Below are 13,211 nucleotides of genomic sequence, written 5' to 3'. Positions count from 1 at the left end.
TCGCAGCGTCGTCTGAGACCCCTACTGATCGCTGTCGGCGTGCTGCTCGCCCCACTCGCACAGTGGTCCCAAGGCGTCGTTGAGCGACGTGCCGACCGACGTCAGGGAGTACTTCACCTTGACGGGGCTGTCGTTCAAGACGTCACGGCGCACGATGTATCTCGCCTCCAGATCACGGAGGTGCTGCGCGAGCACCTTGTCGCTGATCCCTGGAACGAGTCGCTTCAGCTCCCCGAAACGGCGGCTCTCCTCGGCAAGAACCGAGATGATCAGCGTCTTCCACTTGCCGTTGATGACGTCCAGCGCGGCGTCCACGCCACAGTCGTAACGCCTCGTGCTCACTGCAACAGCTCCTTACTCGACGGCAGGCACCGATCGGTTCGCGTACGCATCACCGCAGCGTCCGCACACCTGCCTTCGCGATCGGCCCCAAGCGGAACGTGTTCGATGACCGGCAAACGATGAAGGGACAGAACGCTCCGGACCTGTGGCCGCGGCGACGGCAGCTCCCGCCGCCACTCCACATTCGCCCCGCCGATCGGGGCCGCCGAAAACGCTGACTCGGCCCAGCCCGCGTCGAAGCGATCGGCCGAGAGCACCGCCTGGTCGATGATCCCGCCGGCCATCCGGTGCCCGGGCGCACCCGGCTATCTCACGCCGCCCCGACCAGTCTGGCCCCGGCACGCTCACGCAGCAGCCGGCAGGTGGCCTCGAGCCCGCTCTCCAGCTGACCGATCTCGTCGTCGGTCAGTTCGACCGAGGGCTCGAACCTCAGCGTGTGCGACGCGCTCGCGGTCGGGAAGACGCGCACCCGGTGCTCGCGCAGCAGGTAGCCGGCCAGCACGTAGCCGATCAAGCCGTTGCGCGCATTCGAAGCGATGATCTCGTCATCGCAGGTGGACTGGTCCTGGAACTCGAGTCCCAGCATCAGGCCGCGTCCACGACAGTCCTTGACGACGTCGGGAAAGGTCGATCGGATCCGCTCGAGCGCCGCCCGTAGCCGTGCACCGCGTTCGATCACGCGTCCGTACGCTGAACCGCCGTCGGCCTCCAGCATCTCCACCACCTTCCGGCCGAGATGGCAGGAGAAGGCGTCCTTGGCGAACGTGGAACTGTGCAGCAGCTCGAAGTCGGGGCGGTAGAGGCTGTCGCGAACCAGCAGCACCGACAGCTTGGAGAGACCGCCACCGAGACTCTTGGCCAGCACGTAGTAGTCGCCCCGCAGCCCGATGTGTGATCCGGCGAAGAAAGCACCCGATCGGCCGACGCCACTCTGGATCTCGTCGAGGATGACCGGGAAGCCGGCGGTGTCCGCCGCCGCCCTGATCGCCTGCGCCATGTCCACCCCGACCTCGTGGATGCCACCCTCACCCTGAATGGGCTCGACGAAGAAGCCACCGATGACCGGCAGTTCCCGCTCGGTGACGTCGACCACGCCGTCGCGCATGACGACGTCGTAGACGTACGTCCGCTCCTCGTCCAGGACCTTCTCGACCGCACCGGGCTGGTCGAAGGGCAGGAACCGGGCCTGGGCGGCCAGGGCCCGGAAGGGCAGGCGGTACGCCGAGTTGTGGGTGAGCTGCAGACTGCCGGCGAGCTTGCCGTGGAACGATCCCTCCAGCGTCAGGAAGAGCGGCTGCCGGAGGAACCTCGGCTCGTTGTGCTGGTGGATCGCCTCCACCAGGCGCTCAAGGGCGCCGGCCGACCGGTCGGTGACCCCGAGTTCGTCGTAGGCATGGTCCGCGACCACCGCGCTACCGGCCGCGACAGCCGCCTGCGCCTCCTCGACGTGGCCGTGGATCTCCTCGCCGAGCGCCGCCAGCCGTATCGAGCGGTCCATCTCGGCGTGCTTGAGTGCCGTTTCCACGGCCTCAGCGCCACTGTTGGCGAAGATCGCCCGGTAGTTCTCGTCGGTGCGGAACTCCCGCCGGTGCACCCGGTTCAAGGCGGTGGCCAGGTCGTTGGCGTACGGGTGGTAGGAGAACTGCGCGTGGAAGGGGATCTGCGCGTCGAGCAGCTGCTTGGCGTACGCCACGAGCGTCGGGTTGTTGTGCCCGAAGATGAGTGAGCCGTATCCGCCGACGAAGTCGACCACGGCGTGCTCCCGCCCGTCGTCGAGGAAGTACAGGGTGTTGGCCTGCCCGCGGACGTAGTTGACGTCCAGACCGAGACTGCCCAGCAGCTGGCGCAGGTGTGCCTCAGCGAGCTCCGGTTCGTCTACGGCTGCCATCTTTCTCTCCTTCAGGTCCGTCGGTCGTCGAAGAGTCGGGTGCGGCGGGCGTACAGGCGGGCCGCCGATCCGCGGTGAGGAGCGCGGGTCCGCCCTGCAGTGGAGACCGCGACAGGCACGCTGCTCGTCGCGGTGGGCCGGTCACCACTTCCGTCGATTGGAGGTGACCTGATCATGGATCAGGTCGATCGGCGCGTTTGCACCCTAACGGCCTGCTGCTCACTCGCCGTTCATTCGGGATCACCGTCCGCGTCGCCCGGTCTCGGCGGTGACGGCTCTCCAGGACTCCCCACCGTCGGCCGGCCCGCGGACCCCGACGATCTCCGGCAGCGCGAGGGGCAGTTGGTAATCGAGCGGGAATCCGCCGATCCCCGACGGCGCATCCGCCGGGAACCCGGCTTCCGGCTTCGCGTCGGCAGCATTCAGTCGGAGACCGGCAAGCTGGACGTCGAGAATCCTCCCCGCCTGTTGGACCTGGCCCGGCTCGCCCGCGCCTCAGCCGGTCAGCAGGAGGAGTTCGTGATGCATGTGCAGATTCAGCGGAACAGGTGGGCATGCTCGACCGCCCACTCATCGAAGCCGCGCAGCGGGCGGCCGATGATCTCATGCACGGCCGGCCGCTGGTCGAGGGTCCACCGGGTGAGCTCGGCGAGCCGCGCCCCGTATTCCTGGAGGCCGTACAGCGTGACGTCTATGCCGCTGTCGGGCCAGCCGCGCCGCCGCCAGATGTCCCGACTGGCGTCGGGTGTGATCTCGATGGCGGCGACCTCAGCGCCGATGGCTCTGGCGATGCTGTCCACGCGTGCCCGAGTGCTGATCGGCATTCCGACCGCCTCGACGACGGAGCCGACATGATCGTCGGTACGCAGTGCCGCCGCCGCGACGGAGGCCAGGTCGTCCTCGTGAATGAAGGGGTAGTAGCCGTCGTTCAGGAATGCCTCCCGAACGGTCCGCTCGTCCCTGACCGTGCCCTGCCAGTCTGACCCCGTGGCCGGGTAGGTGCCCTCGACCATCGCGCCCATCACCGCCGAAGGGCGGATATGTGTCCACTCCACCCCCGAGCGTTCGACGGCACGCTCGACAGCGAGCCAGAACCACGTCTCCGGCGGATAGGCCCGCTCGTACTCCGGTCCGTGCGAGGACAGCACGACGATGCGCGGCACACCTGCGTACTGAACGGCCCGCAGCACATCCGGGACAGTCGTCGGCACGGCTCCGGCGAGGAAGAGTCCGTCGACGCCGACGAAGACCTCGGGGTGCTGTGCCGGCCGGGTGATGGAACCCTCCACGACATCGACGCCGTCCGGCCAGCCGTGGATCTGCCCGGGCTCGGCGAGCACACGTACCCGGTCGCCCGCATCCAGCAGTTGACGTGCCAGCTTCCGCCCGACCACTCCCGTCGGGCTACTGCCCGCATCCTTCCGGGCGTCGACGGCGGTCAGCAGACGCAGCCGGGAACCGGAGGCATTCGTGACTGAACTGGCTCGACCCATGGCAAGACCCTCCAACGCAGAGCGGAGATCTTGCGCCGTACCCGTGGCAGGGCGTGGTTGCGGATCCGAGGCCACCCACACTACCAGCCGGCCCGCCACGGCATCGGGTGACGACGTCACCAGTAGGCGACCGCCTGAGGCGTCGTCCTTACCGGCGCTGCCGCGGCCGCGACGCCGAGCGTTGCTCGGTGACGCCTTGCGCGCCGTCGGGGGCCGCGACGGGCGCTGTGGTACGGCTCGCCGCGGTGTCCACCAGGTCCGGCAGGTCCCGCCCGACCACCAGCGGTAGCTCTCGCGTGGCTGACGCGATCGGCCCCGGGTCGGCCACCCGGGCGACCCGTGCCCGTCCCGTCGCGGTGCGCGGCGTCGGTGCCACGCTGCGGGTCGTCGCCGGCGCGGTGTCGGCCGGCTCCGCGACAGAGCTCGGCGCGTCCATGGTCGAGGGTGTCTCCGCCCGGCTGGTGGTCGACCGGCCTGCGGTGTTGCGCGGCGTTCGGCGCGGCGCGGCCGCCGGCAGGAGCGGGGCGATTTCCGCGTGCAGCGCCGCCCAGTCGGAGGCGCGGGGCGGGTCGGGCTGATCCGTGGTCGAGGTGGGCTGGCCGGTGCTCTCGGACGGCTCCGACCGCCGGTCGGTGAGGTCCGGCGTCACTGCCGGGAACCGCTCCGACCTCGGTCGCTCGGCACCGTCGCCCGCCTGCTCGGTAACGCTCACCGGCTCGACGGCGTCCCCGGCCGGCTCTGGCCGCGCTGAGCCACCGGAGGCTGCGTCCGCAGCAGAGACGACGGGGGCCGCGACCGTGAGCAGCTCAGGTGCGGGGGCGAGCAGCCGCTCCGGGGCGTCGGCGAGCAGCCGCGCGGCCGAGGCCAGCGCGACAGGATCGGGTTGGCCGGTCCGGCGCCACCACCGGCGGCGACCGCGGGCCGGCAGGTTCCCGGCCAGCACGCGCGCGGGTGCCAGGTCGGCGGCGATCAGCGCGGTCAGCCCGTCGTAGTCCGCCTGTTCGGCCAGCCGGCGGGCGATCTCGTCGAGGTCGTACACCGCCACGGCGATGTCCGCGGTGGTGGGGTCCAGCGCTCGGCTGATCTTGCGGTGCAGCACCTTGCTCAGCGCCGCCTGCCGCCGCTCGGCGCGAACCTGCGCGCAGGCCGCGTCGAGCGAACCGTACAGCCCGAGGCGAGGGTCGGCCTTGGCCAGCGAGCGGGCACGGCGGGTCAGCCACGGGTGTCGCAACCAGTGCCCGACCGGTTCGTACGCCGGCGTCGTGGGTGGCAGCTGCCGCCTGGCGCGCAGCCGGTCCCGCCGCTGGTTCTCGGTGTTCATGAGCCACACCAGATAGCCGAGCAGGGACATGCCCGCGTAGAAACCGCCTTCGAGGTGGTTGCTGTGCGCCAGCCAGTTGAAGGCGACCGCGGCGGCCGCGATGCCGGCCGACAGCACGCGGGACAGGATCGCCGGTTCGCCCAGTCGACGGCGGACGTCGGCGTTCGCCAGCACCACGACGCCACCCAGCTCCAGCGCCCCGACGGCGGGAAGGGCGACGTACCAGGGCATGCCGAGCCGTTCCATCGCTCCGGACACCTGGCCGCCCAGCGCGACCAGCAGCACGACGACGTAGAACCCGGTGCGCAGCACGGCGACCTGCCGCACCGCCCTGGCCAGGTCCGCTTCCTCCTGCGGGCCGGCGCCTGGCGCCCCGCCAGTCGAGTTTCCGCCGGTCATCCGGGTCCGGTCCGGTTCCTGGAACACGCCGAGCAGGTTCCTCTCTCATTCCGGCCCCGGCCCGACCGGCGTGGCAGCCGCCCGCTCCGGCGGGCCCACGCCGAGTCGTACCAGAGCGGCGCTCCGGCTGCCGGCCGTTGTCCGCCGCATGCTACAAGGTCGCGGGCCGAATCGGAGATTTCAGCTGCCGGTCACCAGTAGTTGTTGAGGGCCACGACGGCGGCGGTGGCGTCGCCGAGGTCGTAGCGGTCGACCGCCACGAAGTTCGGCTTCTTGCGGGCCGCCGGCTGGCAGAATCGCTGCGCCCGGTTGAGCAGCCGACTGTTGTCGGCCGCGGCGGTGACCGGCACCGGGGCGTCCCGGAAGTGGTTCATCACGAACAACGGCCGGAACGCGGAGCCGTCGCCGCGGGTGAGTGGCAGGTCGGGCCACCGGCTCACGCAGGTCCAGTCGCTCTGGCCGATTCCCGGCCCCATGGTCCAGTAGTTCTCCACCGTCCACTCGCGCTGGTAGAGCACCCCGAAGGTGTCCCGGGTGAGGCTGCCCGCCTGGTCGTCCTCCCGCCGGCGGTCGGTGAAGATCAGTAGTCGTCGGTCGCGATCACGCAGTTCGCGCAGCCGTGGCCAGCCGGTGGCGTGGACGCCCTCCAGGTCCGGCCGGTACAGCAGGTCGGTCAGGCCGGGTACGCGGGCCAGCTCGGCTCGGAGCACCGGGGCGCTGACGTAGTCCTCGAGGAACACGGTCACGAATTCACGCGGGTTGCGGCGCAGGAAGTCCACGATCCGTTGCAGGTCGACCCAGAGCGCCACCGGCCGGGACACCAGGAAGCAGCTGTTGTGGCAGAGGATGGCGCCGTCGCGGGTCTGGTGGATGTCGAGCTGGAAGCCGCGTACCCCGTCGGCGAGCTGCCGCTCGATGCCGCGCGCCTGGTTGGGAAGGAGGTTGACCAGCGGTGGGGCGAAGCCGCCGTCGTGCCCGTTCGCGTAGGCGTTGTGTGCGGTCAGAAAGGTCACCTGGTCGAGCCGGCGTTCGTCCTCGGGCGGCAGCGGGCGGGTCACCGGCTCGACCGGGGTGAGGTACCAGCTCGCCCCGGGCGGCTCCAGGGTCAGCTCCGCGCGCCCCGGCCCAGCGGTGAGGACACGGCCGGTTGCGGGCTCGCCGATGGCGTACCGCTCGGGTCCGGTGGCGGTGACGATCCACCGGGCGGCCGGCTCGGTGCAGCCGACCGCCACTGCTGCGGCGTCCCGGCGACCCAGGCACCGTCCCGGGGTGACGGTGTTCTCCAGCAGGTGACCCTCGGCCGTGGTGCGCAGTCGCCATTGCTGCCGGTCCTCGTCGCCGCGCGGGGACCGCTGCACGACGACGCCGGCGTGTTCCGCCGCGTTCAGCCCGGTGACGACGCTCTGCACGTAGTACTGCCCGTCGGGTACGGGCACGGCGTCGGTGGCCGCGGCGGGTGCCGCCGTGCCGATGACGCAGCCGAGGGCGACCGTCGTCGCCGCCAGGTTCCGACGTCCTGCCATCCGAGCCTCCCGCAGCGCGCCGACACCGAGGTCGATCGTTCGGCGTCTATGCTAGGAGAGGCTTGTGAACGGATGTCGATCCGCTGTGGCCGGACTGGACGGTCCTGGCGATCGCGGCGAGTAGGACGGATGAGATGGCCCTGCCCCGCCTGCATGCCTGCTATCCGTCGGTGGTGGCGCGGCTGCCCTTCCTGCCGCTGGGTGCCGGCCCGACCGTCGTGCGCCGGGTCGACCAGCATGATCTGTGGATCAAGGATGACAGCGGGTACGGCCGGCTGTACGGCGGGAACAAGGTGCGCAAGCTCGAATGGAGCCTGGCGGATCTCCTGCGGCGGCGGTGCCGGGTCGTGGTGACCGGTGGTGGTACGGGCAGCCACCATGCGGTGGCGGTGGCCCGCTACGCCACCGCCGCCGGAATACCGGCCCACATCGTCGCGGTCGAGCAGCCCCACGACGACCATGTCGAGGAGCAGCTGGCGGCGGTGCGGGCGACCGGCGCGACGACGTACCGCGTCGACAGCGTGGCGGCGGCGTACGCGACGGCCGGTCGTCTCCTGGTCGGCGCGGCCGTGGCCGGGCGGCGTCCGGGCCTGCTACCGGTCGGCGGATCCAACGCGCACGGCTGCCTGGGCTTCGTCGAGGCGGCCTTCGAACTCGCCGAGCAGGTCGCCGCCGGAGCGCTGCCCGCTCCCCGGCGGATCGTCGTCCCGGTCGGCTCGGGTGGCACCGCCGCCGGCCTGATCCTCGGGCTGGCGCTCGCCGGGCTGTCCACCGAGGTGGTGGGGATCCTGGTCAACGACAAGACCCGCGTGGGCCCGGCGCAGATTGGCCGGATGGCCAGGGCGACGGCGGGACTGCTGCGTCGCCACGGTGCGCCCGTTCCGGACCCGGTTTTCCTCGCACCCCTGCAGGTGCGCCGCGAGTGGCTGGGGCCCGGGTACGGGATTCCCTCCGCGGCCAGCGTCGACGCGGCACGATGGCTTCGGCACCACACGGGCCTGGTCGCCGATCCGGTGTACACCGCCAAGGCGGCAGCGGCTCTGCGTGAGTTGTGCAGCGGGCGGGTGCCGGCGGGTCCCACGCTCTACTGGCACACCGCACCCGGGACCACCCGATCTCCGGCCTGACGGGCCAAAGACGGCAGGACCGGTCACATCGCCCACCAGGCTGGCTCTGTCCAGACCCTATGGGGTATCGGATTCCTTCGGCTGAACCGGTTGATGCCGTAGACGTCCCAGGCTCGCCGCGAGCCGCGTCCTGCGGTTGGCCTGCTCGATCGAGCAACCGGTCGCGCGCAACAGGTCACTCGCGGCCACGCGGACCTGAGTGACGACTGCAGCGCCGAACAGTTGGACACCCTCGGCGTGCGCGCAGCCGGCCTGGACGGCCGCTCTCAGCCCGAGGCGCCGCGACTGATCGTGGCCTTCCCCCTTCCGAGCTTCCTGCTGCAGTCGGCGGACGGCGTCGGCCAACGATTCCACGGCGTCCGACAGGTGGCCAGGTAGCGGCTCGGCGTACTGCAGGGCGGTGGCGGCGCGACGGGCGAGATCGCGGCTGTCGTCGATGACGTAGGTGAGGTGGCGCACTCCCCGGTCGAAGCGTTCGAATTCCTGGCGGCGGTTCCAGCGTACCGGCGCGAGGGTCACGACCTCTTCCGCTCCTTGGACGGCCTCCTGCATCCGGCTCACGTCCGGCCCCATACCGTCGAGCGTGTCCATCGCGCGGACGGCGCGGCCATGATCATGGTGCTGCATGGCGGCAGCGATCTCACGCAGCTGCTCGATCACGGTGTGGAAGACCGGGCCGGCGGCGCGGTTGATGACCCGGATGGGGTGTACCGGCAGCAGGAGTGCCACGACGACCAGCCCGACCACGCTTCCCACGACCGCGTCGACGATGCGTGGCAGTTCGAGGTTTCGTTCGCTGGAGGAGAGGGTGGCGATGAGGACGGCGGTACCACCGACCTGGCTGACCACCGTACCGCCGCGGCCGACGAGTCCGAGGGCGATGCCGATGGCAAGGGTGACGATGACGGCTGTCTGCCAGGCGCCGCTGCCGATGACGTAGACCAGCGCGTCGCCGATGGCGATGCCCAGACCGATGCCCACGAGCATCTCCACGGTGCGGCGGGTGCGCTGTCCGAGGGCCGCCGCGATGGTGCCCACCGCCGCGCTCGGCGCGAAGACCGGGTTGGGGTTGCCGAGGACGTTGTACGCCAGCCACCAGGCAAGTCCGGCAGCCAGACCGGCTTGCACCGCGATGACCAGGATGATCTCCATCTGCCGTACCCGCAGCCGGGCCTCCCGGGCGCTCCGTCGCCTGGAGCCCGCAGCCGTGCTCGCCAGGTAGCGGCCGACCGCGGCGAGCGGGGAACGGTGGCCACCCGACGGCTCTTCCCGCATGAGGCTCACTACCCGCTCTGCGGCCGTCCACGCCTGGTGCGGGCCGGGGGTCGGCCGTCGGCTCCGTGCGGGGTGTTGCGCGTCAGCCGGTCGGGGCGATGTCCATTGCGAAGGGCTACCACCTCCGGCATGACGCAGGCCTGATCCAACCCCCCAGAGGAGCTTCCATGCGTATCCGTCCACCTCTCGCGGCCGGGGCGGCCTTCGCCCTCGTGTTGACGCTCAGTCCGTCGGTTGCTTCGGCCGTCGTGGACGTCGGATCGCCGGGCATCGACCGGATCGACGTGCGCCGTACGACGGAATCGGTGCGGCCCACCGACGCCCAGCTCACCGCGGTGCGCCGGCTGGTCGCGGCCGCGGGCGCGGGCACCCGGGTCAGCTGGGACGGACGGTTCGGCACGCCCCGCACGATCCGCAGGGACGGCGGATGGCTCACCGGCCCGCGCCCGGGGAAACCGGCCGAGGTGGCGCGGGCCTTCATCGACGCCAACCGGGAGACGTTCGGCCTGTCCGCGAAGGACGTCGCGGAGCTGACCGTCGTGCGTGACCACGAACTCGTCGGCACCGGCACCCACGTGGTCAACTTCGCCCAGACGTACGCCGGCCTGCCGGCGGTGCGCGGCGGCCGGTTGGGCGTGACGGTCGCCAAGGACGGAAGGGTCCTCTCGTACGCCGGCACGTCGGCCCGCAGCGGCGGGCTGGTCGCCGCGCACACGCTGTCGGCGAGCCAGGCGTTGCAGGGGCTGGTCGGCCGGCTCGCCGCCGGTATCGGCTACACCGCGCAGCCGGCCGGGCAGCGCGCCGGCTTCCAGGTCTTCGCCAAGGGGCCCTTCGCGGGTGACTCCTACGTGCAGAAGGGCGCCTTCCCGACCCGTGACGGCGTTCGGCCGGCCTACCGGGTGCTGTTCGTCAAGGCGCTGGACCAGGCATGGGACAGCGTCGTCGACGCGGCGACCGGCGAGACGCTGTACCAGGCCTCCCTGGTGGCGCACGACGCCGAAGGCACCGTCTACGAGAACCACCCCGGTGCTCCGGCCGGTGGCACCCCGGTCGTCAAGTCGTTCGGGCCGACCGCCCAGTCGCCGTCGGGATACGTCGACCCCAGCGGCCTGGCCGGCGTCCCCGGGCCGACGACCGTCGGCAACAACGCGAACACGTACGCCAACTACTCGAACTTCCTGGTCCCCGCCGACCAGGCGCCGCGCCCGGTGAGCCCGACCGCCCAGTTCAACTACGCGTACGCGGCCAACTGGACGCGCAGCAACGGGCAGACGGTGCCGCCGAGCTACGCCCAGGACCTCGACCCCGCGGCGACCAACCTGTTCTGGCACCACAACCGCATCCACGACGAGTTCCGAGCCCTCGGCTTCACCGAATCGGGCGGGAACTTCCAGACCACCAACGGCACCGACGGCGGTCAGGGCGGCGACCCCGTCCTCGGGCTGGTCCACGCCGGCGCGGTGAGCGGCGGCGCGCCCACCTACACCGGCCGGGACAACGCCTACATGCTCACCCTGCCCGACGGCATTCCGGCGTGGAGCGGCATGTTCCTCTGGGAGCCGATCAACGACACGTTCGAGGGGCCGTACGCCGACGGCAACTTCGACGCCTCCGTCATCGAGCACGAGTACGCGCACGGGCTGTCGAACCGCTACGTCAGCGCCGAGGACAACGCCCTCACCACCCACCAGGCCGGTTCCATGGGCGAGGGCTGGGGCGACTGGTACGCGCTGAACTACCTCTACGGCAGGAAGCTCGCCACCACCGCCGTGGTCGGGCAGCACGTCACCGGCAACAACCAGCGCGGCATCCGGAACTGGAACTACGACCAGAACCCCACCGGCTTCGGGGACATCGGCTACGACCTCGGCGGCGCCGAGGTCCACTCCGATGGCGAGATCTGGACGGCGATCCTGTGGGACATGCGCAAGGGCCTCGTCGCCCGCTACGGCGAGGCGGCCGGCGGTGAGATGGCCGCACGGCTGGTCACCGACGCGATGCCGCTGTCCCCGGCCGACCCGTCCTTCATCGACATGCGCGACGCGATCCGCACCGCGCTGGACAACCGCTACCACAGCAGGTCGGACTACACCGCACTCGTGGACACGGTCTACGGCGCCTTCGCCAAGCGGGGCCTGGGCCTGCACGCCGCCACCGACGGCGGCGACGACACCGATCCCGTCCCGTCGTACGCGCACGTGAACCCGGCCCGCAACGGCACCCTGACCGGTACCGTCGTCAACGCCGCCACCGGCAAACCCGTCCCCGGCGCTCGCATCATCCTCGGCGTCTTCGAGGCGAGGGTCACCCCGCTGCGGACGTCGTCCACCGACGGCGGCTTCTCGGCACCGGTGACCGCCGGCACCTACCCGGTGACGATCGCGGCCGAGGGTTTCGGCTCCCGCACCTTCCCCGCCGTGAAGATCACCGCGGGTGGGACCTCCGCTCTGCGCTTCGCGCTGGCCCCCAATCTGGCCTCCGCCGCCAACGGCGCCACCGTCGTCTCGGCCACCGCGACCGGTGCCGGGCGGCTGATCGACGACACCGAGGCGAGCAGCTGGAAGGCCGCCGCTGACACCGGCAACGCCGTGATCAAACTTGCCGCTCCGGCGCAGGTCTCCTCGGTCCAGGTCAGCGCCTTCGCCGCCGCCCGCTTCGAGGGCCTGCGCGGGTTCACCCTGCAGACCTCCACCGACGGTACGAACTGGCAGACCGTCCTGTCGCGGGCGGACGCATTCGGCTACCAGACGCCCCGCCCCACCGCACCTGACCTGCACTACAAGCAGTTCACGCTGCCGAAGCCGGTGCAGGCTCAGTACGTGCGGTTCTGGACCGACACCGCGCTCGGCGAGACGAAGAGCGACGTGCAGACCGCTGAGCTGCAGGTCTTCTCGCAGACCGTCACCGGGGTGGAGCCACTGCCCCCGTCTCCGCCGGACGCCCCGGTCACCGAGACCGGGATGATCGTCACCGGTAACCCGTCCACCGGCACGGCCGACGACGCCACCGGCGTGACCGCCACCGCGTTCAGGTCCGCCTGCGCGGTGCCGGTGGCACAGGTGCAGGGCGCGGACGGTTGGGTCACGAAGCTGCCGGACAGCTTCGGCGACGGAGCCCACCAGGTCGAGGTACGCGGCGACACCGCCACCCCGTACGACTTCGACCTGTACTTCTACGACGAGTCGTGCACCCTGCTCGGATCCGCGGCGTCGGAGGCCGCCGACGAGTCCGGCACTTATGTCACTAGGCGCGGGGCACTGCCGTCCCTCCGGTCGCCGACTCCTCCGCCGTCGGTTCCTCGGTCGGGTCCGTCGTCGGCTCCCCGGTCGGGTCCGCCGTCGGTTCCTCGGTCGGGTCCGTCGTCGGTTCCTCGGTCGGGTCCGTCGTCGGCTCCCCGGTCGGGTCCGTCGTCGGCGCTGCCGTCGGTGCCTGGGTGGCGCTGCCGGACGTGGTGGGGCGAGGTGCTCCCCCACTGCTCCCGGCCGAAGGCGTCGCTCTGCCCACCGTCCTCGCGCCTGCGGGCCCGGTGGCCTTCTGGGCAGGCGATCCAGGCGCTCGAAGCGGCATACCGGCAGAATTGCCGGCGGCCGGTTCGCCGCCGCCGGCGCCAGGGCTGGGCTTCCCCTGCGGTGGCGGCACCGCGGAGGGCACCGCGGGAGACACCGGCGGTCGTTCGGTCGGGCCCGACATCACTCCGGTGGGATCAGCGAACACCAGGACGGCTGCCGCAGCGGCCAGCGATCCGAGCAGCACCGCGGCCGTGGTGTTTCCCCGGCTGACGGCCCGGCGCGACGCACCGCCGAGGCCCGGCCGCCGGGCAGCCAGGTGTGCGGTCTGCCGCCC

Annotated in this window: 8 protein-coding genes; 2 read left to right on the top strand and 6 right to left on the bottom strand. The window is 71.4% G+C overall.

What is annotated here, in order from left to right; genetic code table 11:
• Positions 1 to 21: 21 nt before the first annotated feature.
• From ACSNN7_RS01265 to ACSNN7_RS01245, 5 genes are all read right to left on the bottom strand, one after another.
• Positions 22 to 315, bottom strand: a complete 294-nt coding sequence (locus tag ACSNN7_RS01265; protein WP_436678618.1) for a winged helix-turn-helix transcriptional regulator — start codon at positions 313 to 315, stop codon at positions 22 to 24.
• Positions 316 to 652: 337 nt separating this feature from the next.
• Positions 653 to 2,230: an aspartate aminotransferase family protein gene (locus ACSNN7_RS01260; RefSeq protein ID WP_436678617.1), complete on the bottom strand. Its 1,578-nt coding sequence runs from the start codon at positions 2,228 to 2,230 to the stop codon at positions 653 to 655.
• Positions 2,231 to 2,766: 536 nt separating this feature from the next.
• Positions 2,767 to 3,723: an SDR family oxidoreductase gene (locus ACSNN7_RS01255; RefSeq protein ID WP_436678616.1), complete on the bottom strand. Its 957-nt coding sequence runs from the start codon at positions 3,721 to 3,723 to the stop codon at positions 2,767 to 2,769.
• Positions 3,724 to 3,871: 148 nt separating this feature from the next.
• Entirely contained in the window at positions 3,872 to 5,470 is a 1,599-nt protein-coding gene (locus ACSNN7_RS01250) for a hypothetical protein (RefSeq protein WP_436678615.1), read from the bottom strand.
• Between the two features lie 164 nt (positions 5,471 to 5,634).
• The gene (locus tag ACSNN7_RS01245; RefSeq protein WP_436678614.1) at positions 5,635 to 6,966 is read right to left on the bottom strand and encodes a phospholipase; all 1,332 of its coding nucleotides are present in this window, start codon (positions 6,964 to 6,966) and stop codon (positions 5,635 to 5,637) included.
• A 134-nt stretch (positions 6,967 to 7,100) separates the two neighbouring features.
• Between ACSNN7_RS01245 and ACSNN7_RS01240 the strand changes: the two genes are divergently transcribed.
• Positions 7,101 to 8,093, top strand: coding sequence for a 1-aminocyclopropane-1-carboxylate deaminase/D-cysteine desulfhydrase (locus ACSNN7_RS01240; RefSeq protein ID WP_436678613.1), 993 nt, complete (start codon positions 7,101 to 7,103; stop codon positions 8,091 to 8,093).
• A 57-nt stretch (positions 8,094 to 8,150) separates the two neighbouring features.
• Here the strand turns inward: ACSNN7_RS01240 and ACSNN7_RS01235 are convergent, their stop codons facing one another.
• The gene (locus tag ACSNN7_RS01235; protein ID WP_436678612.1) at positions 8,151 to 9,245 is read right to left on the bottom strand and encodes an FUSC family protein; all 1,095 of its coding nucleotides are present in this window, start codon (positions 9,243 to 9,245) and stop codon (positions 8,151 to 8,153) included.
• A 290-nt stretch (positions 9,246 to 9,535) separates the two neighbouring features.
• On the opposite strand from ACSNN7_RS01235, the gene ACSNN7_RS01230 reads away from it, so the two are divergent.
• Positions 9,536 to 13,147, top strand: coding sequence for a M36 family metallopeptidase (locus ACSNN7_RS01230; protein WP_436678611.1), 3,612 nt, complete (start codon positions 9,536 to 9,538; stop codon positions 13,145 to 13,147).
• Positions 13,148 to 13,211 lie beyond the last annotated feature (64 nt).

This window comes from Micromonospora sp. URMC 105 (assembly GCF_051386295.1).
In the GTDB taxonomy this organism is placed as follows: domain Bacteria; phylum Actinomycetota; class Actinomycetes; order Mycobacteriales; family Micromonosporaceae; genus Micromonospora.
The sequence above is the reverse complement of the archived record's forward strand: the minus strand, read 5'-3'. Positions and strand labels throughout refer to the sequence as shown.